General features: G+C 73.3%; 24 protein-coding genes. 14 read left to right on the forward strand and 10 right to left on the reverse strand.

Translation table 11 applies throughout. The annotated features are described in order from the left end of the window. The 9 genes from VNL12_RS19035 to VNL12_RS19075 form a co-directional block, all read left to right on the forward strand. Positions 1-768: HAD family hydrolase (locus tag VNL12_RS19035; RefSeq protein WP_325596674.1), on the forward strand; the 768-nt coding region annotated here is incomplete at its 5' end. 118 nt (positions 769-886) lie between these two features. After that, entirely contained in the window at positions 887-2,053 is a 1,167-nt protein-coding gene (locus tag VNL12_RS19040; protein ID WP_325596676.1) for a glycosyltransferase family 9 protein, read from the forward strand. Beyond that, on the forward strand, positions 2,050-3,015 hold the full coding sequence (locus tag VNL12_RS19045) for a glycosyltransferase (protein ID WP_325596678.1): 966 nt from the start codon (positions 2,050-2,052) through the stop codon (positions 3,013-3,015). The genes VNL12_RS19040 and VNL12_RS19045 overlap by 4 nt, the downstream gene beginning before the upstream one ends. 212 nt (positions 3,016-3,227) lie before the next feature. Next, positions 3,228-4,436 (forward strand): glycosyltransferase, encoded by a 1,209-nt coding sequence (locus tag VNL12_RS19050; protein WP_325596679.1) that lies wholly within the window; start codon positions 3,228-3,230, stop codon positions 4,434-4,436. Next, positions 4,436-5,035, forward strand: a complete 600-nt coding sequence (locus VNL12_RS19055) for an SIS domain-containing protein (protein WP_325596680.1) — start codon at positions 4,436-4,438, stop codon at positions 5,033-5,035. The genes VNL12_RS19050 and VNL12_RS19055 overlap by 1 nt, the downstream gene beginning before the upstream one ends. A 26-nt stretch (positions 5,036-5,061) precedes the next feature. Further along, the gene (locus tag VNL12_RS19060; protein ID WP_325596682.1) at positions 5,062-6,441 is read left to right on the forward strand and encodes a PfkB family carbohydrate kinase; all 1,380 of its coding nucleotides are present in this window, start codon (positions 5,062-5,064) and stop codon (positions 6,439-6,441) included. Positions 6,442-6,454: 13 nt separating this feature from the next. Then, positions 6,455-7,129 carry an SDR family oxidoreductase gene (locus tag VNL12_RS19065; protein WP_349257886.1) on the forward strand — a complete coding sequence of 225 codons (675 nt, stop codon included), beginning with the start codon at positions 6,455-6,457 and terminating at the stop codon, positions 7,127-7,129. 145 nt (positions 7,130-7,274) lie between these two features. Continuing rightward, positions 7,275-8,333, forward strand: a complete 1,059-nt coding sequence (locus VNL12_RS19070; RefSeq protein WP_349257887.1) for a glycosyltransferase family 9 protein — start codon at positions 7,275-7,277, stop codon at positions 8,331-8,333. Then, on the forward strand, positions 8,330-9,223 hold the full coding sequence (locus VNL12_RS19075; protein ID WP_325596687.1) for a glycosyltransferase family 2 protein: 894 nt from the start codon (positions 8,330-8,332) through the stop codon (positions 9,221-9,223). The genes VNL12_RS19070 and VNL12_RS19075 overlap by 4 nt, the downstream gene beginning before the upstream one ends. A 76-nt stretch (positions 9,224-9,299) precedes the next feature. On the opposite strand, the gene VNL12_RS19080 is transcribed toward VNL12_RS19075, so the two are convergent. Further along, positions 9,300-10,196, reverse strand: coding sequence for an SDR family NAD(P)-dependent oxidoreductase (locus VNL12_RS19080; protein WP_325596689.1), 897 nt, complete (start codon positions 10,194-10,196; stop codon positions 9,300-9,302). Positions 10,197-10,678: 482 nt separating this feature from the next. Here VNL12_RS19080 and VNL12_RS19085 point away from each other — a divergent pair, with 482 nt between their 5' ends. Both VNL12_RS19085 and VNL12_RS19090 read left to right on the forward strand, forming a co-directional pair. Then, positions 10,679-10,936: a DUF3140 domain-containing protein gene (locus tag VNL12_RS19085; protein WP_325596691.1), complete on the forward strand. Its 258-nt coding sequence runs from the start codon at positions 10,679-10,681 to the stop codon at positions 10,934-10,936. Positions 10,937-10,947: 11 nt separating this feature from the next. Continuing rightward, positions 10,948-11,688 carry a DUF305 domain-containing protein gene (locus tag VNL12_RS19090; RefSeq protein ID WP_325596693.1) on the forward strand — a complete coding sequence of 247 codons (741 nt, stop codon included), beginning with the start codon at positions 10,948-10,950 and terminating at the stop codon, positions 11,686-11,688. A 34-nt stretch (positions 11,689-11,722) separates the two neighbouring features. On the opposite strand, the gene VNL12_RS19095 is transcribed toward VNL12_RS19090, so the two are convergent. Both VNL12_RS19095 and VNL12_RS19100 read right to left on the reverse strand, forming a co-directional pair. Next, positions 11,723-12,613, reverse strand: coding sequence for a M56 family metallopeptidase (locus VNL12_RS19095; RefSeq protein WP_325596695.1), 891 nt, complete (start codon positions 12,611-12,613; stop codon positions 11,723-11,725). Then, complete coding sequence (locus VNL12_RS19100; RefSeq protein ID WP_325596696.1) at positions 12,610-12,966, reverse strand: BlaI/MecI/CopY family transcriptional regulator; 357 nt, start codon at positions 12,964-12,966, stop codon at positions 12,610-12,612. The genes VNL12_RS19095 and VNL12_RS19100 overlap by 4 nt, the downstream gene beginning before the upstream one ends. Positions 12,967-13,064: 98 nt before the next feature. Between VNL12_RS19100 and VNL12_RS19105 the strand changes: the two genes are divergently transcribed. Continuing rightward, the gene (locus VNL12_RS19105; protein WP_325596698.1) at positions 13,065-13,934 is read left to right on the forward strand and encodes a prolipoprotein diacylglyceryl transferase; all 870 of its coding nucleotides are present in this window, start codon (positions 13,065-13,067) and stop codon (positions 13,932-13,934) included. A gap of 6 nt (positions 13,935-13,940) precedes the next feature. Here VNL12_RS19105 and VNL12_RS19110 read toward each other — a convergent pair whose 3' ends face one another. After that, positions 13,941-15,185, reverse strand: a complete 1,245-nt coding sequence (locus tag VNL12_RS19110) for an MFS transporter (RefSeq protein ID WP_325596700.1) — start codon at positions 15,183-15,185, stop codon at positions 13,941-13,943. A 414-nt stretch (positions 15,186-15,599) separates the two neighbouring features. Beyond that, entirely contained in the window at positions 15,600-16,193 is a 594-nt protein-coding gene (locus VNL12_RS19115; RefSeq protein WP_325596701.1) for a hypothetical protein, read from the reverse strand. A 51-nt stretch (positions 16,194-16,244) separates the two neighbouring features. Between VNL12_RS19115 and VNL12_RS19120 the strand changes: the two genes are divergently transcribed. Together VNL12_RS19120 and VNL12_RS19125 are read left to right on the forward strand one after the other, a co-directional pair. Then, entirely contained in the window at positions 16,245-17,690 is a 1,446-nt protein-coding gene (locus tag VNL12_RS19120) for a hypothetical protein (RefSeq protein WP_325596702.1), read from the forward strand. Further along, positions 17,690-18,382 carry an adenylate/guanylate cyclase domain-containing protein gene (locus VNL12_RS19125; protein ID WP_325596713.1) on the forward strand — a complete coding sequence of 231 codons (693 nt, stop codon included), beginning with the start codon at positions 17,690-17,692 and terminating at the stop codon, positions 18,380-18,382. The genes VNL12_RS19120 and VNL12_RS19125 overlap by 1 nt, the downstream gene beginning before the upstream one ends. 639 nt (positions 18,383-19,021) lie before the next feature. Here VNL12_RS19125 and VNL12_RS19130 read toward each other — a convergent pair. The 5 genes from VNL12_RS19130 to VNL12_RS19150 form a co-directional block, all read right to left on the reverse strand. Next, complete coding sequence (locus VNL12_RS19130; protein ID WP_325596704.1) at positions 19,022-19,303, reverse strand: hypothetical protein; 282 nt, start codon at positions 19,301-19,303, stop codon at positions 19,022-19,024. A gap of 75 nt (positions 19,304-19,378) precedes the next feature. Continuing rightward, positions 19,379-21,046, reverse strand: coding sequence for an ABC transporter substrate-binding protein (locus tag VNL12_RS19135; RefSeq protein ID WP_325596706.1), 1,668 nt, complete (start codon positions 21,044-21,046; stop codon positions 19,379-19,381). Between the two features lie 5 nt (positions 21,047-21,051). Beyond that, entirely contained in the window at positions 21,052-22,764 is a 1,713-nt protein-coding gene (locus VNL12_RS19140) for an ABC transporter ATP-binding protein (RefSeq protein ID WP_325596707.1), read from the reverse strand. Then, positions 22,761-23,588: an ABC transporter permease gene (locus VNL12_RS19145; RefSeq protein WP_325596709.1), complete on the reverse strand. Its 828-nt coding sequence runs from the start codon at positions 23,586-23,588 to the stop codon at positions 22,761-22,763. Before VNL12_RS19145 ends, VNL12_RS19140 begins: the two co-directional genes overlap by 4 nt. Then, complete coding sequence (locus tag VNL12_RS19150; protein WP_325596711.1) at positions 23,585-24,643, reverse strand: ABC transporter permease; 1,059 nt, start codon at positions 24,641-24,643, stop codon at positions 23,585-23,587. Before VNL12_RS19150 ends, VNL12_RS19145 begins: the two co-directional genes overlap by 4 nt. Positions 24,644-24,894: the final 251 nt, after the last annotated feature.

Below are 24,894 nucleotides of genomic sequence, written 5' to 3' on the forward strand. Positions count from 1 at the left end.
GCCGGGGGCCTCGGGCTGCTGGCCCGCCGGCGCGCCCTGGCCGTCGTCGGCCTCGGCACCGCCGTCGCCCTCACCGCCGAGCTCGCCGCCCGCCGCATCGCCCCCGGGCCCCGGACGGTGCGAGAGGTGAGCGGCCTCCTGGCGAGCAGCGCCGCCCTCCCTCCGGCGGCCACCGTCAGGTGGGTCGCCGGCGTGGCGCGCGCCCGGCGCCTCGCCCCCCGGTCGCGACGCCCCCGCCGGGTCGATGCCGTGCTCTTCGACCGCGACGGCACGCTCGTCCACGACGTCGCCTACAACGGCGACCCGCAGCGGGTACAGCCCGTCGCCGGTGCCCGCGCCGCCCTGGACCGCCTGCGGGCCGAAGGCGTGGCCGTCGGCATCGTCTCCAACCAGAGTGGGGTCGCCCGCGGGCTCCTCCTCCCGAGTGACGTGGAGGCGGTCAACGCCCGGGTCGCCGAGCTCCTCGGCCCCTTCGGAGTCATCGCGTGGTGCCCGCACGGGCCCGACGGCGGGTGCGGGTGCCGGAAGCCGGCACCGGGTCTGATCACCGAGGCCGCGGCCCGGCTGGGCACCCATCCTTCGCGCTGCGCCGTGGTGGGCGACATCGGCGCCGACGTGGCGGCGGCGGCGGCCGCCGGCGCACGCGGCATCCTGGTGCCCACCGCCATCACGCGGACCGACGAGATCGACCAGGCCGACGAGGTGGTGGCCGACCTCTTCACCGCCGTCGACCGGCTCCTCACGGATCGCGGGACGGTGAACCGATGAGCGAGCGCCGCGAGCGAACCAGACAGCACGGGCCCTCCGGCGGCGAAGCCGCCGGCGCTCATCGGTGCCCGCCGACCCACAACCCGGTCGACGCAACCCAAGACGGGGTGGTGAACCGATGAGCGGGCGCCACGTCCTCGTGGCCCGGCTCGACAACGTCGGCGATGTCCTGCTCGCCGGGCCGGTGGTGCGCGCCGTGGCCGCCGGCGGCCACCGCGTCACGTTCCTCGCCGGCCCGTCGGGTCGGGCCGCAGCCGAGAGGCTCCCCGGCGTCGAGCAGGTGGTCGAGTGGGAGGCGCCCTGGGTGCCACTCGTTGCCTCGCCCCTCCGCCCCGGTCAGGCTGAGGGCCTGGTGGCCACGCTCGCCGGCCTCGCCCTCGACGAGGCGTTGGTGCTCACGTCGTTCCACCAGAGCCCGCTGCCGCTGGCGCTCCTGCTGCGCATGGCCGGCGTCGGGCGGATCGCGGCGACGAGCGTCGACCACGCCGGCGGCCTGGTCGACGAGCGGCTCCCGTACGTGGAGGGGTGGCACGAGGTGGAACAGGGGCTGGCGGTGGCCGCCGCTCTCGGTCACCGCCTCCCGCCCGGCGACGACGCCCGCCTGGCCGTCGTCGAGGCGGCCGGCGCCGCCCCTCCCCCACCGCACCCCTACGTCGTCGTGCACCCGACTGCGTCGGTCCCGGCGAGAGCTATCCCGCAAGCCCTCGCCGCGGGCGTCCTCGATGCCCTCACCGCCGCCGGCCGTCCTGTCGTGCTCACCGGCTCAGCCGCCGATCGCGCCGTCACCGGTCCCCTGGCCGCCGGACGGCCCGGCGTCACCGACCGGGCCGGCACCACCGACCTCGACGGGCTGGCGGCGCTCCTTCGCGCCGCCGACGCCGTCGTGGTGGGCAACACCGGCCCGGCGCACCTCGCGGCGGCCGTCGGCACGCCCGTCGCGTCGATCTTCGCCCCCGTGGTCGACCCCCGACGTTGGGCGCCCTGGGGCGTGCCCCACCGGCTCCTGGGTCAGCTCGACATCGCGTGCGCCGGCTGCCGAGCCCGGGTCTGTCCCTTCGACGGCCAGCCCTGCCTGAACCCGGCCACCCCCGCCGCCGTGCTCGCCGCCGTCGAGGAGCTCAGTCCGGCCTCCGCGGGGGCACCTTTCCCAGGCGGGGCCTCGCCTTCCCCCACAGCCCCCGCCCCGGGCGCGCGTTCGAGAGCCTCCGGGGGCACGAACGTGCGCCTGCTCCGGGAGGGGCCGGTGCGCGGCGTCGGTCATGTCGCCCAGGGGACGGCCCCGTGAGGGTCCTGATCTGGCACGTGCACGGCTCGTGGACGACGGCGTTCGTGCACGGCGACCACACCTACCTGGTGCCCGTCGTCCCCGACCGAGGACCGCACGGGCGGGGACGAGCGCAGACGTGGGACTGGCCCGACTCGGTCGTGGAGCGCACGCCCGAACAGCTGGCCGAGGAGGACGTCGACGTCGTCGTGCTCCAGCGCCCCGAGGACGAGGAGCTCGCCCGGCGCTGGCTCGGGCGCCGGCCCGGGCGCGACGTGCCCGCCGTCTGGCTCGAGCACAACGCCCCGCAGGGCCGCATCGACTCCCTGCGTCACCCGGCGGCGGATCGGCGCGATCTCGTGCTCGTCCACGTCACCCACACCAACGCGCTGTTCTGGGACACCGGCGGCACCGACGCCCGGGTCATCGAGCACGGCATCGTCGACCCCGGCCACCGGTACACCGGCGAGCTGGCCCACGCCGCCATCGTCGTGAACGAGCCCGAGCGGCGCGGGCGGGTGACCGGGACCGACCTGCTCCCGGCCCTCGCCGGCGCGGCGCCGCTCGACATCTTCGGCATGGGGGTGCGGGCCACGGCCGCCCGGCTGGCGGCCGAGGGCCACCCGGTGACCGCCCACGAGGACCTGCCCCAGCACCGGCTGCACACCGAGCTGGCCCGGCGTCGGGTGTACGCCCACCCGATCCGCTGGACGTCGCTCGGCCTGGCGCTGCTGGAGGCCATGCACCTGGGTCTCCCGATCGTGGCCCTGGCCACGACCGAGGTGCCCGAGGCCGTGCCCGCTGGCGCCGGCACCGTGACCAACCGCATCGACCGGTTCACCGAAGCCGTTCGCCGGCTCTGCCACGAGCCCGAGCTCGCCCGCCAACAGGGCGCCGCCGCCCGCGCCGCCGCGCTCGAGCGCTACGGGCTGGGACGCTTCCTGGACGACTGGGACCGCCTGTTGAAGGAGGTCGCGCGGTGAGCGAGCGCCGCGAGCGAACCAGACAGCACGGGCCCTCCGGCGGCGAAGCCGCCGGCGCTCATCGGCGCCCGGCGACGAGCCCCTGGTGAACGCGGCTCAAGACGGGATGGTGCGCCGGTGAGCGAGCGCCGCGAGCGAACCAGACAGCACGGGCGAACCAGACAGCACGAGCGAACTAGACAGCACAGGCGAACCAGACCGAGGAGCAAGCCATGAGGATCGCGTTGGTGTCGGAGCACGCGTCGCCGCTCGCCCTGCTGGGCAGCGACGATGCAGGCGGCCAGAACGTGCACGTGGCCGAGCTGGCGCGCGCCCTCGGGCGGCGCGGCGTCGAGGTCGTCGTCCACACCCGGCGCGACGACCCGTCGCAGCTCCGGCGCGTCGAGTTCGCGCCCAACGTGGTGGTCGACCACGTGCCGGCAGGACCGGCGGAGCCCATCGCCAAGGACGAGCTGCTGCCCCACATGGCCGCCTTCGCCGACGACCTGGCCGCCACGTGGTCAGCCGATCCGCCGGACGTCGTCCACTCGCACTTCTGGATGTCGGGGCTGGCCACGCTGGCCGCCTCCCGTCGCGTCGCCGTCCCGATGCTGCACACCTTCCACGCCCTCGGCATCGAGAAGCGCCGCCAGCAGGGCGGTCAGGACACCAGTCCCGGTGAGCGCATCGCCATCGAGGCCGCCATCGCCCGCCAGGCCGATGCCCTGGTCGCCACGACCGCAGTCGAGAGCTGCGCTCTCCAACGCATGGGGGCCTCGCCCACGCGCGTCGCCGTCGTCCCCTGCGGCGTCGACCTCTCACGCTTCCACCCCGACGGGCCCGCCCACCGGCGCCGGCCGGGGTGGGCCCGCATCGTGGCCGCCAGCCGCCTCGTGCCCCGCAAGGGCGTGGGGGAGCTCATCACCGCCCTCGCCCGCGTGCCGAGGACCGAGCTGGTCATCGCCGGGGGCCCGCCGGCCGGCCTGGTCGACGACGCCGATGAGGGCATCCGCCTCTCGCAGCTGGCCCGCCGGGCCGGTGTCGCCGACCGCGTCACGTTCCTCGGCGCCGTCTGCCGGGAGGAGATGCCGGCGCTGCTCCGCTCGGCCGACGTGGTCGCCTGCTGCCCCTGGTACGAGCCCTTCGGCCTGGTGGCCGTCGAGGCCATGGCGTGCGGCGTGCCGGTGCTGGCGACCGCCGTGGGCGGTCTGGCCGAGACCGTGGTCCACGGCACGACCGGCGCCCACGTCCGACCCCGCGACCCCGACTCGATCGCTTCGGGGCTGAGCAGCCTCTTGGCCGACGACGCAGCGCGACGCCGCATGGGCGAGGCCGCCGCCGCCCGGGCCCGGACCTACGGGTGGGACGACGTGGCCGAGCGCACCCTCGAGGTCGCCCACGACGTGCTCGCCCCCCGCACCGCCCGACGGGAGGTCGGCTGATGGCCGCGCTCCCGACGGGCCGAGCCCACGTCGACTCCCTCGGTCGCGCCCTCCCCGCGTTCGCCGAGCAGGTCGACCGGCTGGAGGCCTGGGGGCGGCAGCTGGCGACGACCCTCGACCGCGGCGGACGGCTGCTGGCGGCGGGGAACGGCGGCAGCGCAGCCCAGGCCCAGCACCTGACGGCCGAGCTGGTCGGCCGCTACCGCGACGAGCGCCGGCCTCTCTCCGCGCTGGCCCTCCACGCCGAGACATCGAGCGTGACCGCCATCAGCAACGACTACGGCCCCGAGGAGGTCTTCCGCCGCCAGGTCCTGGCCCACGGGCGGCCGGGCGACGTGCTGCTCCTGCTGAGCACGTCGGGGAGCAGCACCAACGTGCTCGCCGCGGCCGAGGCCGCCGCCCGCACCGACCTGACCGTGTGGGCCCTCACCGGTCCCGCCCCCAACCCACTGGCCGGCGCCGCCCACGACGCCGTGGCCGTCGAGGCCGATCACGCCGCCACCGTGCAGGAGCTCCACCTAGTGGCGATCCACCTGCTCTGCGCCGCGATCGACGTGGCCCTGGGCGCCTCCCAACCCCTCGAGGTGTCGACCCCGTGAGCGAGCGAACCGGGGATGGTGCACCGATGAGCGAGCGCCGCGAGCCCCACGTCGTCGTGGTCGGCGACGCTCTGCTCGACCGCGACATCGACGGTGCCGTCGAGCGCACCTGCCCCGACGGCCCGGCCCCGGTGCTCGACCAGCGCCACGTCACCAGCCGTCCCGGCGGTGCCGCGCTGGCCGCCACCCTCGCCGCCCGCCAACGGGCGACGGTCACCCTTGTGTCAGCCGTCGCCGACGACGAGGCGGGAGCCACGCTGCGCCGTCTCCTGGTCGACGAGGGTGTCGACCTGGTCGACCTCGGGCTGGTGGGCGGCACACCGGAGAAGGTGCGGCTGCGAGCCGGGGGCCACACCCTCCTGCGCCTCGACCGCGGCGGACCGCCCGGCCTGCGCGGGCACGACATCGACCGGGTCGCCGCTGCCCTCGGCCGAGCCGACGCCGTGCTCGTCTCCGACTACGGGCGGGGGATCACCGCCGTCCCCGCGGTGCGTGAGGCTCTGGCCGCCGCCGGCGCACCGATCGTGTGGGATCCCCATCCCAAGGGGGCGCGCCCCGTCGTCGGCACAACGGTGGCCACCCCCAACCGCGACGAGCTGGCGGGCCTGGTGGTCGACCCCGACATCGGGGCCGGCACCGAGGTCGGCCTGGCCGGCACTGCGGCGCGCGCGCGCCACCTCGTCGCCCTCTGGCCGGTCGGGGCGGTGGTCGTGACGATGGGGTTCGAGGGTGCGCTGCTGACCCGGGCCGAGGGGCCTCCCCTCGTCGTCCCGGTGGCGCCCGCCGGCGCCGGCGACCCGTGCGGGGCCGGCGACTGCTTCGCGGCGACGACCGCGGTGGCCTTGGCCCGCGGGGCCGTCCTGCCCGACGCCGTCGAGCGGGCCGCGGCAGAGGCCGCTGCGTTCGTGGAGCGGGGAGGCGCCGCCGCCCTCACCGACGGTGCGCCCCACGGCGAGGTCGCTCCCTCGCAGGCGCGGGCCTCCAGCGGAGAGCCCGACGTGGTCGTCGCCACCGGCGGGTGCTTCGACCTGCTCCACGCCGGGCACGTCAGCCTCCTCCAGGCGGCGCGAGCGCTGGGTGACCAGCTGGTGGTGCTGCTCAACTCCGATCGCTCGGTCGCCCGGCTCAAGGGCGCCGACCGACCGCTCCAGGGCGAGGTCGACCGGCGCCAGGTGCTGCTCGCCCTCGGGTGCGTCGATGACGTCGTCGTGTTCGACGAGGACACGCCGACCGCCGCCCTCGACCGACTGCGGCCCGATGTCTGGGTCAAGGGCGGCGACTACGCCGGCCGCGACCTGCCCGAGGCCGCCATCCTCGAGCTCTGGGGGGGACAGGCCGTCATCGTCCCGTACCTCTCCGGCCGTTCCACCACCCGTCTGGTCCAGGAGGCCCGCCGTGAAAGCTGAACCATCCCTTTGGATCGTCGTCGTGACCGGCGGGTCCGCCGGCCTCGGGCAGGCCGTGGTCGAGCGCTTGAGCGCCCTCGGCGCCACCGTCGTCGTGCTCGACCGCCAGCCCCCCGCCGACGCGGAGGTGCCGTTCGTCGAGGTCGACCTGGCCGTCTCGACCGACGCCGAGCGGGCGGTGGGCCGGGTGCTCGACGAGCACGGTGCCGTCGATGCGGTGGTCACCTGCGCCGGCATCGACGTGCCGGGCCGGCTCGACGATGTCGCCGGGGCGGATTGGGACCGGGTCCTGGCCGTGAACCTGCTCGGCACCGCAGCCGTGGTGCGCGCCGCGCTGCCGAGCCTGCGCGAGTGTCGGGGCCGGGTCGTCACCGTCTGCTCGACCCTCGGGCACCACGCCGTCAGCGACGGCACCGCCTACTGCGCCAGCAAGTTCGGCGTGGTCGGCTTCACGCGCGCCCTCATGGCCGAGGTGCGCGACGAGGTGGGCGTCACCCTCCTCACGCCGGGCGGCATGCACACCCGCTTCTTCGACGACCGCACCGAACAGTACAAGCCGCCTGCGGATGCCCGCCTGGCCGACCCCGTCCAGGTGGCCGATGCCGTGATCTTCGCCCTCACCCGTCCCGATGGCGTCGAGGTCAAGGAGCTCGTCATCACCGGCCCGTCGGAGGGCACCTGGCCATGAGCGAGCGCAGCAAGCGAACCAGACGGTACGGGCTCTCCGACAGCGGAGCGTGCTATTGCGTACCTGAGTCGCGCCCGGCGCGACTCAGGTACGCAATAAGAGCTGGGGGCGCTCAGGTGATGGTGCACAGATGAGTCACCCTCCGGTGGTCCTCGGCCTGCGTGCCCTGAACCTGGGCGACTTCTGCACCGCGCTGCCGGCGTGGAAGGCGCTGCGCCGGGCCTTCCCGGACCACCGCACGGTGCTGGCCGCGCCCGGGTGGCAGCGCCCCCTGGTCGCCCTGTGCCCGGCCATCGACGAGCTGGTGCCCACCGACGCGCTGGCCCCCGTGTCGCGCCCGGTCCACCGGGCCGCGGTGACCGTGAACCTCCACGGGCGGGGACCCGAGAGCAGCCGGCTGCTGGCTGCGTCTGACCCCGGGCGACTCGTCGCCTTCTTCCACGACGACGTCGTCGCCACCATCGACGGCCCGAGGTGGGACGACGACGAGCACGAGGTGACCCGATGGTGCCGACTGGTGACGACCGTCGGCGCCGGCGCGGATCCCACCGACCTGGCCCTCGAGCGGCCCACCGTCGCGGCCCCGCGCGTCGGGGCGACGGTGCTCCACGCCGGTGCCTCGGCCCCCGCCCGGCGCTGGCCGGTCGAGCGCTGGGCCCGGCTGGCACGCGCCCTGCGGCGTCGGGGACACGACGTGGTGCTCACCGGGACAGCGGCCGAGCTTCCCCGGTCGCGCCGCATCAGCGCCCTCGCCGACCTGGAGCCGACCTCAGACCTCACCGGGCGCACCGGCCTGGCCGAGCTGGCCGCGCTCGTGGCCCACGCCCGGCTCGTCGTCAGCGGAGACACCGGCACCGCCCACCTGGCCTCTGCGTACGGCACTCCGTCGGTCATCCTCTTCGGCCCCACCCCGCCCACCACGTGGGGCCCGCCGGCCGCCGGACCTCACCGGGTGCTCTGGGCCGGCGGGAGGGGCGACCCGCACGGCGACGCGGTCGACCCGGGCCTGCTCGCCCTCTCCGTCGACGCCGTGTTGGCGGCGGTCGACGACCTGACCGCAGCCGACGACCGGGCTCCGGGGCCCCGACGGCGCTCTGCGAAGGGCACGGTGACACCCTCCATACCGGGTGCGCCGGAGCTCCTCCCCGTTGTGCAGCCGGCCCGTCGAGCGGTCGACGACCCGGTCGGGTCGACCCCTCCATGACGGGAGCCGGCCCGGCGCCCGAGAGCCGCACGACCGTCGTGGTCGCCACTCGCGACCGCCGGGACCAGCTCCTCGCCGCCCTCGGCCACCTGACGACCCTGCCCGAGGCGCCGCCGGTCATGGTGGTGGACAACGGCTCGTCCGACGCCACACCCGAGGCGGTGCGTGCCGCCTTCCCCGCGGTCACCGTCATCGCCCTCGACCGCAACGAGGGCGCGGCGGCACGCAACATCGGCGCCACCACCGCCACCACGCCCTTCGTCGCCTTCGCCGACGACGACAGCTGGTGGGCACCGGGCTCGCTGGCCCGCGCCGCCGAGCTGATGGACGCGCACCCCGACGTGGGCCTGCTGGCGGCGCGCGTGTTGATCGGACCCGAGCAGCGCCTCGACCCGACGTCGGTGGCCATGGCCGCGGGGCGGCTCGACGACGACCGCCTCGAGCTCCCGGGTCGCCCCGTCCTCGGCTTCCTGGCCTGCGCCGCTGTCGTGCGCCGGGGCGCCTTCCTCGACGCCGGCGGCTTCTCCCGACTCCTGTTCTTCCTGGGCGAGGAGGCCCTGCTGGCGTGGGACCTGGCCGCCCGCGGCTGGGCCCTCCGCTACGTCGAGGAGCTCGTCGCCCACCACCACCCGGTTCCGAGCGGCCGTGACCCCCGCGAGCGCCGGGTCCTCCAGCAGCGCAACGCCCTGCTGGCGACCTGGCTGCGGCGCCCCGCCGGCCCCGCCCTCCGGGCCACCGCCCGGGCGACGGGCCGTGCTCTGGTCGACCCCACCACGGCCAGGGGCTTGGCTCGGGCCCTGCGCCAGGCGCCCACCGTGCGCCGGGAGCGGCGCGTCGTGCCTCCCGAGGTCGAGGCGGCCGTCCGCCGCCTCGAGGCGCCGACGAGCTGATCCCCGGGTCGGCAACCTCGCGCGCCCGTGGTCGACCTGGCACCCGGATCGGTGGGTGTCGCCGCCGATGAGGAGGTCACGGGTGCGAAGACCGCTCCCCCGCATCGTCGTCGGAGTGGTAGGGCTGAAAGACGTTGCCCTCGGTGGTGGTGCCGTCTCCGGGTGAGAAGGTGCGTCGGAACAACGGGGCGACCAGCGTGTCGTAGAGCTGGGGAACGAGGCGGAAACCGAGGATCACGACGTGGTTGACGAGGCCGACCGATCGGTTGCGTCGCGGGCGGTCCAGGCAACGGACGATCTCCCCGGCGACCTTCTCGGGCCGGTCGACCGGCGCCGGTGGGCTCGGGACGTCGGTGCCGAACTTGGCGGCGTGGCGGTAGATCGGGGTGTCCACCGCGCCCGGCGCCACGGTGCAGATGTGGACGTCGGGTTCGTCTCGCACCTCGAGCTGGAGCGCTCGGGCGAGGCCGAGCTGACCCCACTTGGCGGTGATGTAGGCGCCGATGGTCGGTACCGGCACCGAGGCCAGCAGCGAGGTGACGATGACGAAGGTGCCTTCGTGTTGGTGGCGGAGCGCAGGCAGGATCGATCGCGCCACGTTGGCGGTGCCGTGGATGGCGACGTCGACCACCCGTGTGAACACCTCGGGCGGTACGTCTTCCACGCTGCCGTAGGCCATCACCGCCGCGGCATGGACGACGAGGTCGAGGCGCCCGTGGTCGACGAGGATCCGGTCGACGACAGCCTGGATCGCGTCGGCGTCGAGGACGTCAGCGACGGCGACGTCCACGGCGAGCGCACCGGCGGCCCGGCACTCCTCCTCCACGGCCCGGAGGCGATCAGCGCCGCGCGCGACCAGCACCAGTCGGGCGCCTCGCGCCGCCAGGAGACGGGCGGTGGACCGCCCGATCCCGCTCGACGCGCCGACGATCAGCGCCACCGGTGCGTCGATCGGGCCGCGCCGAGAGCTCATGGCCGGGCGCTCATGGCCGGGAGGTCATGGAATCGCGGTCCCGTTGGCATCGGTGCAGCGCAGGTCGACATCCGGTTGGCCAGCCGCACGGCGAAGGCCACGTGCGCTCACGTCGGCACTGTAGTGGCGCAAGACCCTGCTCATTCTGCGGACGCGACCCGGTTGGTCCGACGGGCCGGCCCCGGGGGGAGGGCCGGCCCGTCTCCCGACCCTCTCGCCTGTCGACATCCACGAGGGTCGTCATCAGGTGGTCACCGGGCCGTGGCGCCGCCTCTCTCCGAGGCTCCGACGTCGAAACCGACGTCGCCCGGCCTTCGTCCGGTGCGTCGGACCGCCATCGGGCATCGGGCCGCGAGCGGTGACGGGCCGGCCGTCGATGCTCACCTTCTGGTTTGGTCGAGGGTGAACACGTGGAAGTCAGGCGCGCGCCGGCGGCCCACAAGCCGGGGGTCCTGCGCAAGACGCCGAAGAAGGGGTGAGCGGTGGCCACCGACGACGACGTCATCGCCGACTTCGCCGCAGCGGTCAACATGACCGGCGAGGAGCTCGAGTCCTGGCTCGACACCGAGGAGTCGAAGTCGGTCGGCCGGAGGGAACCCGGCGATGAATCGGTCGGCCACCACTCAGGCCGGCGCATCGTCACGCTGCTGGGCAAGGACAACCGCGACGACACCGACGGCGATGTCGCCCACATGCGCAAGGTCGTCGGCGCGCCCGTGGTCGCCGGATGGATGAGCTGACCCTTCCGCCGGTGATCGCGACCCGCCCGCTGGGCGCGTTGTCGGCGCACTGCACCTCTCGTAAGGTCTACGACGACGTGTCACACTCACATTCCCCGGAGAAACCCATGAAGCGCTTCCTAGTGACCCTGTTCGCCCTCTTGTTCGCGGGCGCCGTGCTCGCGGCGTGCGGAGGGGACGATGATTCCTCCAGCACCCCCGGAGACGATGCGTCCAGCGCGACCCAAGATTCCGAGGATTCAGAGGGTTCGGAGGATGCCGAGGGCGAGTTCAACGACGCCGATGTGACCTTCGTCGAGGGCATGATCCCCCACCACCAGCAGGCGTTGGAGATGACTGACCTGGCCGAGACCAACGCCGAGAGCGACGAGGTCAAGGACCTCGCCATGCAGATCGCGGAGGCCCAGCGCCCCGAGATCGAGACCATGCAGGGCTGGCTCGAGGAGTGGGGCGGGGAGTCCGATGGCGACATGGGCGACATGGAGGGTGAGGGCGACTCCGACATGGAGATGGGCGGCGGCATGATGAGCGAGGACGAGATGGCCGAGCTCGAGGCCGCCGAGGGTGCGGAGTTCGACGAGATGTTCCTCACCATGATGATCACCCACCACGAGGGTGCCGTGGAGATGGCCGAGACCGAGATCGACGAGGGCCAGAGCTCCGACGCCATCACCTTGGCCGAGGAGATCGTGGAGTCTCAGGAGGCCGAGATCGAGGAGATGAACGGGCTGCTGGAGTCGGTGCCGGCCTGAGCCCAGGCCTCAGCTGCCTTGCCGAGGTCGCCCCTCAGGGGGCGAAGCAGGCGTGCGCAGCCACCAAGGCCAAGTGGTGGACCTGGACCGACGAGCTGACCACCACCACCGCGGCCAGGACACCGGTGCTCGCCAGAGCCGCCAGCGCGAGTCGGCGCGACGGCGGCTCTCGCAGCAGGTCCTCGACCCGGGCTCGGACACCGAGCCGGGCGAGGGCCAGTGCGGTCGGCGGGCCGACATCGCCCTGAGCGAGTGCCGCTCGGGCGATGGCCCGGGCCACCAGCCCGGTGTCGCCCAGCTCCCGCGCCGCGTCCTCGTCGGCCCATCGCTCGGTGGCGAACCGGACCCTCTGCCCCAGGAGGGCAAGGGGCGGAAGCACCGCGGCGGCCAGATCCGCCAGGTGGATGAAGCGGTCGTGTCGATGCCGGAGGTGCGATCGCTCGTGGGCGAACAGCACGTCCTGCTCGGCCTCGGGGAGACAGGCCAGCATGCTGGCCGAGACGACGATGCGACCCGGTCGCCCCGGGAGGCTGTAGGCCGTCGGCTCCTCGTCGGCCACGATCTCCACCTCGGGGCCCTGAGACCCAGAGGCTCGCAGGGCTCGGTAGGTCCGGCGCCGTCGTTGGACCCTGATGATCGCAGCGGTCGACCACACCACTGCGATCGTGCCCTGGGACCAGGCGACGACGTCGGTCCCCTCCGAGAGGTGCAGGCACCAGGCCAGACCGTGTCCGAACCACGGGACGCCGCGCAGGAAGCCCAGGATCACGATGACCAGGCCGCTGGCCGCGGCCAGGCCACCGGCTACTGCGATCAACGTCAGGGTCCAGGCCGCCGTCACCGGCTGCAGGCGACGGACGCCGAAGATCGAGGCGCCGGCCGCGGTCACCGCCACCAGCAGCGGGAAGAACACCTGGTGGGTCACCGGGGTTCGTCGAGCACTCGACGCAGAGCCCGCGCATCGGACTTCGAGAGGCCGTCGACGAACCGCGTGAGGGCCTCGCGTCGATCACGCACCGGTGCGAAGGCGGCGTGCATGCCGTTCGCCGCGAGGTCCGCCTCGGAGGCCTTGGCCCGATACACGTAGGCCCGGCCGTGCAGCTCTCGCTCGGCCAGGCCCTTCTGCCAGAGGCGACGGAGGATGGTCATGATGGTCGTGTACGCCAGCTCGTCGTCCATGGCGGCGCGCACGTCGCGAGGGGTGGCTCCTTGAGGGGCCTGCCACAGCTGCTCGAGGACCTCTCGCTCCAGAGATCCCGTCGCCCTTCGCTCAGCCATCGATCTCTCCTGCTCGAGCTCCCATCGGCTGCAAGGGTAGATCTCCGACGGAGCGCCCGACCGGACACGCTACGACACGACGTCGTAAGTTGTCGCTCGTGACGTGGAGCGCGATCTCCTACCCGCCGCTCGTGACGATCGACGTGGGGCCGATGACGGTCTCCCCCCACGGCATCTTCACCGCCGTCGGCTTCCTGGTCGGCTCCTGGTTCTTCCTCCGCGACACCCGCCGGCGGGACATCGACGACGAGGTCATCATCTCGGCCCTCACCCGGGCTGCCGTGGGCGCGATCGTGGGAGCCCGGCTCGTCTACGTCCTCAACCACATCGACCGCTACGGGTCGCCCCTCGACTGGGTGAAGATCTGGGAGGGCGGCATCAGCCTGCTCGGCGGGCTCACCGGAGGGGTGCTCACCGCCTGGTGGATCGCACGACGCCGTGGGCTCGACTTCGTGGCGCTCGTCGACCTCGCCGCACCGTGGCTGGCGCTCGGCATCGCCGTCGGCCGCATCGGCGACATCGTCATCGCCGATCACCTCGGGCCCCCGACGTCCATGCCCTTCGGCTTCCGCTGCCCCGACGGCGCCGTCGTCGGCCAGACGGTGGGCTCGCCGTGCCCTCCCGGCGAGGTCGTCCACCTCACCGCCGCCTACGACCTCCTGGCCAGCCTGGCCATCTTCGCGGTGATGCTCGCTTCCCGTGGGCGGCTCCGAGCCCGGCGCGGCCACGCCGCCCTGCTCGTGGCCGTCCTCTACGGCGTCAACCGCTTCAGCCTCGACTTCGTCAGGGCTGACGATCGGCGCCTCGGACTGACTGGCAGCCAGTGGACGGCCCTCGTGGCGGTGATCATCGGCGTGGCGCTGCTCGTCTGGCGCTGGCGCCAGGGCCCCACCCCGCGTCCGACCGACTCCCGCCGCTCGCAGCCGGAACCGAACAACAACGACGACGAAGCGGCGTCCCGCGGCTGACGTTGGCTAGTGATCCATGTCGGACATGCGGGAAGGGCTCGGGGAGTGGTCCATGCCCGGCATCAGCAGTCCGAAGGTTCCCGCGCCGAGGAGCAGGGCACCGCCGGCGCCGTAGACCGCCGCGATGCCGAACCGGTCGGCGGCGAGGCCACCGAGGCCGATGCTGAGGAGCCGACCTGTCTGCCAGGTGACGTCGAAGAAGGCGAAGACCCGACCTCGGAGGCGATCAGGCACCGTGGTCTGCAGCACGCTCGTGTAGGCGACGTTGCCGGTGGAGGTCCCGATGCCGTAGACGGCCAGCGCGCCGAGCGCCACACCGAAGGACCTCGACGCCGCCAGCACGATGTCGACGACGCCGCGGAGCAGGTGCGGTCCGAACAACCAGACGGGCCGTCGGATGTCGGTGACGAAGCGTTGGAGGACCAGCGGCTCAAGCCCGGCCCCGACCCCGATGGCGGCGATGAGCAGGCCGAAGCGGTCGGCGCCGAGGTCGAGGTGGTCCTGGGCAAGGACGACCAGCAACGCCGAGGTCGCCCCTGCGGACAGAGCGGCGAGGCCCTGCACGCCGGCCAGCACCCTGAGGAAGCGGCTGGCGCGGATGGCCCGTAGACCGTCGGCGACATCGGTGAGGTGCCGGCCCGCCGTGGCGGCTGGTCGCCGTCCGAGGGGAAGTCCGGCGATCAGCGCCGCCGAGAGGGCGAAGGTGGAAGCGTTGATCACGAACGCCGGCGCCGGTCCGGCCAGCGCGACCAGGGCCCCGGCGGCGGGGGCGAGGGCGATCTGGAAGATGACCGCAGCGGACCAGATCGCCGAGTTGGCCCCGACGATGTCGTCGTCGTCGACGACGGTTGGCAGCACGCTCGCCGCCGCGGGGTTGAACAGGACGCTCAGCATGGAGAGGCCGAACGCGGCCGCGTAGACGACGCCCAGGTGGTCGTGGAACAGGGCCAGGCCGAGCGCCAGGACGGCCCGGCCGACATCGGCGACGATCATGACCCGGCGGCGGTCGTAGCGGTCGACGACGGCGCCGGCGATGAACCCGAACAGGATCACCGGCGCCACCTCGAACGCCACGGTCACGGCGACCTGCAGCCCTGAGCCGGTCAGCTGGAAGACGAGGATGACGAGGGCGACCGAGTTGAACGTGTCGCCCCACCGCGAGATGGTCTGCGCCGCCCACAGGCGACGAAAGGCGGGCTGGGCCAGCGCCCGCCGGAGCGCGGAGGGCCGGTGGGGCCCATCGGCGGTCACCGGTCCGGTCCGCACTCGTGGGGGCAGGCATCGGTGCCGTCGTCCTTCCTGTCCGACCCTCAGCGCGGGCTCGACGTGGGCCGGGGCGGTCCGGTTCCGCACCCGACGGTAGAACCCTTTCCCTGGGGCAAGGTCAAGGCGAGGAGGCTGAGATGGGCGATCCGAGGATCACGATCGGAGGCGCCGCGGCGCGGCCGCGCAGCAGCGCCTCGCAGCCAAGTCATCCGCCTCGACGAGCAGAGGGGTCTCATCGACCCGGCCGGGTGCGCCTCCGCCGGGTACGACAGGACAGCTCCTGAGCAGCCTCGCGACGGCTCCGTCGCCAGAGGACCCGTCACGCCCTGAGAGGGTTCGGGGTCGAGCTTTGGCGGTGGCGGTCGGCCTCCCATCCGCCCGGCCTCTCCTCGATGGCGGTCAGCAGGGCTCGGCGCCGACGGCGGCAAGGGCGAAGGTGGTGACCGCCGGCCGGGCTCGGGCCGCGGTCCAGCCTTGGGCGTAGCGGAGGTGGATGTAGCCCCAGCCGGCGACGTTGAACAGCACGGCTGCGGTCTCCTCGGGGTCAGCAGCCGCTGAGATGCTGCCATCGAGGGCGCCGTCACGCAGCAGGCGCGCGAGGGGCGCGGTGAACAGGGCGTCGGTCTCCCGAGCGCCGTCGTCGTCGCCGGATCGGTGGAACGGGGAGTCGACCTCGCCGAAGAGCCCAGCGAGGAGGGCGAGGTTGTCATCCGCAGTGGCGCAGATGGCATCGAGCGCCATCGTCAGGCGCTCGGCAGCGGGGCCCGGCGCGGTGAGGGAGGGCCAGAGGGCGGCGATGTAGGCCTCCGCAGCGCGGTGCACGAGCGCATCGAGCACGGCGCGCCGCTTGATGCCCCGACGGTGCAGCGTCATCCGACTCGTGCCCGACGCCTCGGCGAGCCGATCGATCGTCAGGCTCGACAGCCCGGATCCGCCAACGAGGGCTCGGGCGGCCTCGATGATCCCCTCTTCGATGTCCTGGGGTGCAGCCATGACGCCACCCTAGTGACGGGATCGGCTCGCAACTGGTATGGTCACGTCTCAATGAAGATACCTCGCAATCCCACTCCGGTCCTGGCCGTGCTGGTCGCCTCGGTGGCCGGCGTCTCGGGGCTGGTCGGCACCTACTGGGACGACACCTGGCACACCGACCGTGGGCGCGACACCCTGCTCGCCCCGCCCCACGTCGTGATCTACCTCAGCGTCCTGGCCGCGTTGGCGGCCGTGGCCGTGCTGGGTCGACGGCCCCGGGGGCCCGCCCAGCGCATGGCGCTCGTCGGCGGCGCCGCCGTCCTGGCCTCCGCACCGGTGGACGAAGCGTGGCACCGCGGCTTCGGCCGTGACGCCGTGACCTGGTCGCCCCCCCACATGGTCGCGGTCGTCGCATCGCTGATGTTGGCCACCGGCGTGCTCGCCCTCGCCGTGGGCCTTCCGGGTCGGTGGGGTCGGGCGGCCCAGGTGCTCGCGGCGGCGGCGGTGATCGGCGTGCTGCAGGTGCCGGTGTTCGAGCTCGACTCCGACGTGCCCCAGTTCCCCGAGTGGACCTACCTTCCGGTCGCCGTGGTCGGCTGGCTCCTCGCAACGGTGCTCGTTCGTCGGCTGTTGCCGGACCGTTGGTCGCTCATCGCCGCAACCGGGATCTACACGGTCATCCGCGTCGGGATCACCGGCCTTCTCGCTGTCCTCGGCCACAGCGCCACCATCGTTCCCCCCATCCTCATCCTCGGTGTCCTGCACGAGCTCGTCGAGCGCACTGTCCGCCGCCGCAGCGTGCGGCTGGTGGTCGAAGCCGTTGGGGCGACGGTGGTCTGGTTCGCGTGGCTGAAGGCGTTCGGAGCGGCGACCACGGCGGTGCCGGCCAGCGCGCTGCCGGCCGCTCTCGCGGTGGCCGTGCTCGGCGCCGTCGGTGTGGCCGCGCTCAGCCACACCGGAGGCTGGCGCCGGCCACGCGCCCTCCCGGCCGGTGCCGTCGTCCTGATCGTGGCGCTGGGCGCCGTCTTCTCGCTGGCACCCGTCGCCGGGGCACACGACCCGGGCCAGGGACGCGCCACCCGGGCCGCCACCCTCACCGCCGACCGGCTGGATGAGACGTCCGTCATGGTCGAGCTGGACGTGGACGCCGAGCCCTGCCGTGACCTCATCGCTCGGCGGACGACGGCCCGCCGAGCCGGTGACACCCGCTCCGGCCCTCTCGAGGCCGCTGGTCCCTGCCGCTACCGCGGAGTCGTCGAAGCCGAAGCCGGTGGCCGCTGGTTCCTCTACGTCGAGCTGACCGAGCGCGACCGCCGGGTCGAGCTGTGGGTCCCCTTGGCCGGGGACGAGACGACGGCCAGCGTGCACCGGCCGCTCTATGAGCCACCGGCTCGCCCGTCCGGTGGACCCCAAGCCATCGGGGGGGTCGTCCTCTACGTCGCGATCCTGGGGATGCTCTTGTTCACGGTCCGGTCGGCGGCGCGCATCGGCCCCGCCGCGAGCCTCGGGAGGGCGTGATGGTCACAGAGGAGCGGACCATCGCCTTCGTGGACCTAGCCGGGTTCACAGCGCTGACCGAGGCCCACGGTGACACCACCGCTGTTCAGCTCATCGACACGTTCACCGACATGGCCCACCAAGCAGTCGACGGCACCGACGCGGCTCTGGTCAAGGCCATCGGCGACGCGGTGATGCTCGTCGCCCCTGACCCCGCTGCAGCCCTCGATGCCGTCCGGGTCCTGTTCGAGGCCTGCTACGACACGGACCTGTTCCTCGAGCTGCGGGCCGGGTTGCACCACGGCACGGTCATCGCTCGCGACGGAGACTTCTTCGGCGCGACCGTGAACCTCGCGGCGCGCGTCGCCGGTCGGGCCGCGAGCGGCCAGGCTCTCGGCACCGCGACAGTGGCGGCGGCGGCGCAGAGCCTCGGGCTCGATGCAGTCCCGCACGGCACCCACCGGCTTCGCAACGTCCTCGACGCCGTCGAGCTGTGGGCCATCGAGCTGTGCCCCACCCAGGTCGAGCTCACCACCGACCCCGTGTGCCACATGCGCGTCAGGTGCAACGCTGCTGTCGGCCGCATCCGTCACGCCGGCGTCGAGCACTGGTTCTGCTCGCTCGCCTGCGTCCAGCAGTTCACCGCCGACCCCGACCGACATCTCGCCGAAACTGGCGACCGAGGCAGGCCGGGCCCGCTCCATGACCCGTGACGACAGAGCGCAACGGCCCCGTCGAACCCTCCTCCCGCCGACGCGACGGGAGCAGGGCCGGTAGCCCTCCGAGCGAGCACAGCGACGTGCTCAACCGTGGGGCACCAAGCGCCGAGAACAGGCCGGGTCCTGAGCTTGTACCGAACCGCCCGGGGCGTCGTCGCGCCGCTCCAGGTGCCGGGGCCCGAGGCTCCGGATCAGGGCGACCCCGATGTGTCCATCGGCGACGAGCTCACGAGGACTCCTCCGGCGGTTCGGCCTTGACCATGACGTACATCCCTTGCACTGCTCCGAAGTCCCCCGCCGGGACGTGGGATGCCACAGGAGGTGGCCCTCGAACCTCAACGCCGCGTGCATGACCAGATCAGCCTGATCGTCGGGCACCGTGACCTCCGGAGACGCGTCGGTCATCGGTAGCAGCCCAGCTCGCCATCGAAGATCTCCTGGTAGCGGGTGAACGCCTCGCAGCAGCTGCCGCCGAAGTTCAGGTCCGGGTGAGAGGCCATGGGATCCTCCAAGTCGAGCGGTGAGACCGTGTCGGCCCCAGTGTGACGGCGCGGGCGCCGGGAACTCATCGCCGCCCCCGGCCGAACGGAGCGCGATCCGTGACCAGGCGCCCATCCCCTCAGGGCGCCGGCACTACCGGCGGGTGGGGCCGAGCTCGACGGTGACGGGCGTCGGAGGCTCGGCCGGTTTGATGTCGTAGGCCTCGAACAGCCACGCCACCGCCGGGTCGGCCTCGGTGAGGCGGCGGAGCTCCTCGTCGCCCAGCTGACCAGCGAGGCGGCCGAGGCCCATGCGGTGCAAGGCGTCGACGCCGTCGAGCAGCTCGAACACTTGGTCGCGGAGCGGTTCGTCGAGCTGCTCCATGTCGATCAGCAGCTGCTCGAGGCGCTCGAGCAGCTCGTCGAGCTCGGCCATCGCCGTGACTCTAGGTCCTGCAGCACGGATCCGGCGCGGACTCGCCGGCGGCCGGAGGGCGGGGGCGAGCGTCGCTCAGCGGGTCGGACGGATCTCGGTACCGTCCTGCAACCCGGTGACGAAGAGCTGCTTGTTGTACGTCTCCACGGGGAACCCACCCGGCGTGTGGTACCACTGGTCGAAGACCTCACGGCGGAACACCTGCTGGAGGTCTGCGTAGTACAGAGGAAGCACGGGGAGGTCCTCAGCGATGATCCGTTGCATGCGACCGAGCAGCTCGGCCCGTTCGTCCTCGTCTTGCGCTACGAGCTGTCGGTCGGCCAGCTCGTCGAGCTCAGCATTGGCGTAGCCGCTGGCGTTCGCGGTCCCGACCGGCACGCGGGACGAGAAGATCTGCCTCAGGTAGTCGGGATCGCCGCTGGGCGCCACGCCCCCGGGGCCGGGGTAGAGCGTGATGGCGAGATCGAAGTCGCCACCGATCTTGGCGCCGAACAGCGCCGGGCCGAGCTCGACCGGCCGGGTCGTGACATCGATCCCGACGGCGTCGAGGCCGGCGATGACCAGCTCGGCCAACGGTGCCTGGTCGGTCGCGAAGAGCAGCTCGAAGGCGAGGGGCTCACCGTCGGGGGTCTGCCGGGCCCCTCCGGAGGACCGGCGCTCGTACCCGGCTTCGTCGAGCAGCTCCTCGGCCCGGTCGGGGTCGAAGTCGTACTGATCGACCTCGACGTGGAAGCGGTGCCCGGGCGGGACGAAGCCGGGGCTGCCAGGGCTGCCGTTGTCGCCGAGGAGGCGCTCGGCGATGTCGGCGCGATCGATGGCGTGGGCGCACGCCCGTCGGACCGTGACGTCGGCCAGCGGGCCGTCGCGCCCGAGGTTCCAGTAGAGCGGGTATGTGAAGCCGGCGGTCTGGGTGATGATGCCGTAGGTGTCGTCGTCTCGGAAGGGGGCGAGCGCGTCGGGCCGGACGCTCACCAACGTGGGACCGGTGGCGACGACCTCGCCGGACAGGAGCGCGGTCAGCTCGTCTCCCACCGGCAAGAGCTCGATCCGCTCGACGAAGGGCGCCCCGAGGAAGTAGTCGTCGTTCGCCGCGTACCCGAGGGCGCCGTCGGCCTCGGAGTACGAATCGACCCGATACGGGCCCGACCCGACGAGGACCGACAGGTCCTGGACCGCAGCCGGGTCGTCCTCGTCCTCCCAGATGTGGCGGGGAACGATGGGCAGGGCGGCGGCGACGACGTCGGGGAACGTCACGGCCGGGCGGTCGAGGGCGATCTCCACGGTGGACCCGCCGGTGGCGGTGATCGAGGCGACGAAGGCAGGCTGGGCGATCACCAGGAACGGCAGGGCCAACGACCTGTAGTAGTCGTAGGTGAACACCACGTCGTCGACCGTCACCGGTCGCCCGTCGTGCCACTGCACGCCGTCGCGGAGCACGAAGGAGTACGCGGAGCCGTCGGGCGCCGCCTCGAAGGACTCGGCCAACCACGGCAGCAGCTCGCCACTGGAGTCCTTCCACAGCAACGAGTCATAGACCAGGCTCATCTGGTAGTAGCCGAGGCCGGCGCTGTAGGCGAACGGCGACGGGAACCCGAAGGCGGCGCCGGGGAGGCGGAGCGAGACCCGTTCGGCGGGTTGCCCCGGGTCCGAGCCGCCCTCCCGGTCGCCGTCGTCACCGCTGCAGCCGACGAGCAGGACGGCTCCGGCGGCGGCGCCGGCCATGAGGAACGTACGCCGGTCCATGGGGTTCATCTGCTTCTCCCGCCGAGGAACGTGGGCGCGGCGTCGAGGAGACGGACGGCGGTGGGGCTCGTGGGCTTCGTCGCCACGACGTGCGACGGTCCCTCCTCCACCACCCGTCCACGGTCGAGGACGACGATGCGGTCGGTCACCTTACGCACGACGGCGAGGTCGTGGGACACGAACACGAGCCCGAGGCCGAGCTCGACCTGCTGCTCGCGCAGCAACACGAGCAGCCGGGCCTGCTCGGACGCATCGAGCAAGGCCGTGGGTTCGTCGGCCACGAGCACCTTGGGACCGAGGACGAGGGCCCGCGCCAGCGCCACCCGTTGGAGCTGACCGCCCGACAGCTCGTGGCTGCGCGCCGCGAGGAACGTGCCCGCAGCCGCCAGACCCACCCGGTCGAGGGCCTCGGCGACCCGCCGGCGGCGCTCATCCCGCTCGCCGTGGCGGCCGACGTCGAGCGGCTCGCGCACGAGCTCCTCGACCGTGAGCCGGGGGGACAGGGCGTCCCAGGGGTCCTGGGCGACGAGCTGCACCCGCTGGCGCCAGACCCGCTCGGTTCCTCGCCAGGCGGTCCGCAGCGGCTCGCCTTCGAGCTCGACGGTGCCTCTGTCGGGGACGATCATCCCCGTCAGCATGTGGGCCAGGGTCGTCTTGCCGCTGCCCGACGGCCCGACGAGACCGACCGCCTCGCCCTCCCGTACCGCCAGCGACGCACCGTCGACGGCCTGGACGCGCCCGGCCCCCCGCCCGAACGACTTCGACACCGAGGCGGCGGCGAGCAGGTTCCGCAAGCCGCCCAGGTGGCAGGCCACCTCGCGCCCGTCCACCGCCGCCAGAGCAGGACGCACCTCCGCACACACCGGTTGGGCCTGCGTGCAGCGAGGGTGGTAGGCGCAGCCGGACGGCAGGCTCCGGGCGTTGGGAGGCCGGCCGCGGATCGGACGGAGGTCCTTCGTGGTCGACAGCACCGGGTAGGCGTTCACGAGCGCCCAGGCGTAGGGGTGGCGAGCATCGCCGAGGACGCTGTCGGACGGGCCGGCCTCCGCCGCCTCGCCGGCGTACAGCACCATCACCCGGTCGGCCAACCGGGCCGCACCGGCGAGGTCGTGGGCGATGACGATGAGACCGAGATCCCTCCGCGCCGCGAGGCCGTCGAGCTGGCCGAGCAGCCCGTGGCGCGTCTCAGGGTCGAGGCCGGCGGTCGGCTCGTCCAGGACGAGCAGGTCGGGGTCGAGGGCGAGGGCCATGGCGAGCGACGCCCGCTGGCGTTCACCTCCGGACACCTGGTGCGGGAAGCGGTCGAGGAGCGCCGGATCGAGCAGCAGCTCTTCCGCCAGGGCGACGACCCGGCGCCGCGTCGCGATCCGCCCGAGCGCGGCGCGCTCGCGGACCGGCTCGGCGATCTGGTCGCCGATCGAGACGACAGGGTTGAACGGTGCCCCTTGGAGGGCGATGGCGACGTGGTCCCAGCGCAACCGGCGAAGGGTTGCGGCATCGGCTCCGAGCAGCTCCTCGCCATCGATGCGCACACTGCCCCTGGCATCGGGCGGCTGGACGAGGCCGATCAGGCATCGGCCGAGCGTCGACTTGCCGGCACCGCTCTCCCCCACCACGGCCAGGGTCTCACCCCGGTCGAGCGTCAGGTCGACGCCGCGCAAGGCCTCGACTGCGCCCGCGTAGGTGACCGCGAGGCCTCGGACCTCCAGGAGGCTCATGGCCGGGCCGACCGGCGGTTGAACACCGGCTCCAGGCCGACGCCGACGAAGGTCAACCCGAGCACCACCACGGTGATCGCCAATCCCGCCGGCAGCACGAGCCAGGGCCACATCCCGCTGAAGTACAGGCCGGGCAGGGCCAGCGCCCGGTTGAGGGTGTTGCCCCAGCTCACCGCCGTCGGATCACCGAGCCCCAGGAAGGCCAGGCCGGCCTCGAGGAACACCGCAGTGGCCGCCCACTCCACGAACCCCGCCACCAGGAGCGGCCCCAGTGCGGGGACGAGGTGGCGTCGCAGGACGTACCCCGGCCCGGCCCCGAAGCCTCGAGCCGCCCGGACAAAACCGCGCTGGCGGAGGCTGAGCACCTCGCTGCGCAGGACCCGGGCCAACGCGGGCCATCCCACGAGGCCGACGACGAGCACGATCACGGCGCGGCTCGTGCCCGCCAGCGCGGTGACGAGCACAATGAGCGGCACACCGGGGAACGCCAGCAGGATGTCGAGGACGCGGCCCATGACACGGTCCACCCACCCACCGACCAATGCGGCACCCGCGCCGACCACCGTCGCCACCAGCACGGTGATCCCGGCGGCGACGACGGCGACGAGCAGCGACGATCGCGCGCCCCAGATCAGCCCGGACAGGAGGTCCTGGCCGATGTCGTTCGTCCCGAGCAGGTGATCTGCCGATGGCCGCTCGAGAGCGTCGCCGGTGACGGCCCGCGGCCCGTACGGGGCGAGGACCGGCGCGAGGAGCCCGACCAGCGCCGTGGCCCCGACGATGGTGGCCCCGACGAGGAACATCGGTGGCAGGCGGGCGGTCACGCCGCGGTCCGAGGGTCCAGGCGCCGGTTGACGAGGTCGGCGCCGAGGTTGGCCGTGACGGTGAGCAGGGTGAGGAGGAGGAAGCACGCCTGGAGGACCGGGTAGTCGCGGGACCGCACCGCGTCGAACAGCAGCCGTCCGATGCCCGGATAGGCAAAGACCGTCTCGACGAACACGGTGCCGGTCACGGCCAGACGGAGCTGGAGGGCGCTGAGGGTGACGACGGGCAGGATGGCGTTGCGAGCCGCGTAGCGGTACTCGAGGCGGCGGTCGCGCAGGCCCTTGGCCCGACCGAGCAGCAGGTGGTCGGTGCCCAGCTCGCTCACCATGCCGGCCCGCATGACGAGGTAGTACGAGGCGGCCGGCTGGACCGCCAGGACGGCGGCGGGGAGGGCGAGGTGGTGCAGCACGTCGCCGGCCCGGTCGAACGCGCCCATGTCGGTGAACGGCGTGCGGGCGCCGGCCAACGGGAACCAATCGAGCTGGACCGAGAACACGAGCAGGACCACGGAGGCCAGGAAGAAGCTCGGTACGTTGTAGGCCGAGAGGAAGAGGCCGAGCGTCGCGCGGTCAACCCGTCGTCCTCGACGCCAGCCCGCAGAGATGCCCGCCAGCACGCCCACCAGTGCCGCCATGGCCAGCGAGGTGCCGACGAGCAACGCCGTCCAGGGGAGCCGCTCGAGCACCAGATCGGTGGCCGGTCGGTTCAACGTGATCGACCGACCGAGGTCCCCCTGCACGAAGCCGCCGAGGTAGTCGCGGTACTGGGCGAGCAGCGGCTCGTCGAGGCCGTAGTAGTCGGCCAACGCGTCCCGGGCCTCGTCATCGTAGACGTAGGCGGGCGACCCCGTCGCCTGCTGGGCGGCCAGCGGGTCGCCCGGCATCACCCGGGGCAGGAGGAAGTTGAGCGTGACCAGGAACGCGACCGTCAGCAGGTACGAGCCGACCAGCGTGGCCCGGGAGCGGCGGACCCGTCGAGCGGTCCGGGTGCCGGGGGCCACCGCAACGCCGGGCACCGTGTCGGGTCCCGCTCCCGCCTGCCCCGTGCTGGCCACCGGTACCCCCTCTTCCGCCGGCCATCACTACCACCCCCCGACTCGCCGCGGTAGGTGCAGACATCACCTACCAGGGCGGACCTCCAGCAGGGCGGACCTCCAGGAGGCTGAGAGCCTCAGCGGATAGGTCACCACTTCGCTTGCTCCTCGTCGCCTGGCGGCTCCGAGAAGGGCCAGAGAACCGTGCTTGCCCGCTCTTGGCTCGCTTCGCTCGCCGGGCCGCTCGGGCCACGGCCTCCCTATCCGCTCGG

Origin of the sequence: Iamia sp. (genome assembly GCF_035575815.1) — a bacterium.
GTDB lineage: Bacteria > Actinomycetota > Acidimicrobiia > Acidimicrobiales > Iamiaceae > Iamia.

Coding starts and splice junctions, on each gene's coding strand:
- VNL12_RS19115 (WP_325596701.1), bottom strand. CDS start 16,193: ATGGCTGCACCCCAGGACATCGAAGAGGGGATCATCGAGGCCGCCCGA.
- VNL12_RS19055 (WP_325596680.1), top strand. CDS start 4,436: ATGGCCGCGCTCCCGACGGGCCGAGCCCACGTCGACTCCCTCGGTCGC.
- VNL12_RS19130 (WP_325596704.1), bottom strand. CDS start 19,303: ATGGCCGAGCTCGACGAGCTGCTCGAGCGCCTCGAGCAGCTGCTGATC.
- VNL12_RS19125 (WP_325596713.1), top strand. CDS start 17,690: ATGGTCACAGAGGAGCGGACCATCGCCTTCGTGGACCTAGCCGGGTTC.
- VNL12_RS19040 (WP_325596676.1), top strand. CDS start 887: ATGAGCGGGCGCCACGTCCTCGTGGCCCGGCTCGACAACGTCGGCGAT.
- VNL12_RS19075 (WP_325596687.1), top strand. CDS start 8,330: ATGACGGGAGCCGGCCCGGCGCCCGAGAGCCGCACGACCGTCGTGGTC.
- VNL12_RS19140 (WP_325596707.1), bottom strand. CDS start 22,764: ATGAGCCTCCTGGAGGTCCGAGGCCTCGCGGTCACCTACGCGGGCGCA.
- VNL12_RS19100 (WP_325596696.1), bottom strand. CDS start 12,966: ATGGCTGAGCGAAGGGCGACGGGATCTCTGGAGCGAGAGGTCCTCGAG.
- VNL12_RS19050 (WP_325596679.1), top strand. CDS start 3,228: ATGAGGATCGCGTTGGTGTCGGAGCACGCGTCGCCGCTCGCCCTGCTG.
- VNL12_RS19120 (WP_325596702.1), top strand. CDS start 16,245: ATGAAGATACCTCGCAATCCCACTCCGGTCCTGGCCGTGCTGGTCGCC.
- VNL12_RS19060 (WP_325596682.1), top strand. CDS start 5,062: ATGAGCGAGCGCCGCGAGCCCCACGTCGTCGTGGTCGGCGACGCTCTG.
- VNL12_RS19135 (WP_325596706.1), bottom strand. CDS start 21,046: ATGGACCGGCGTACGTTCCTCATGGCCGGCGCCGCCGCCGGAGCCGTC.
- VNL12_RS19080 (WP_325596689.1), bottom strand. CDS start 10,196: ATGAGCTCTCGGCGCGGCCCGATCGACGCACCGGTGGCGCTGATCGTC.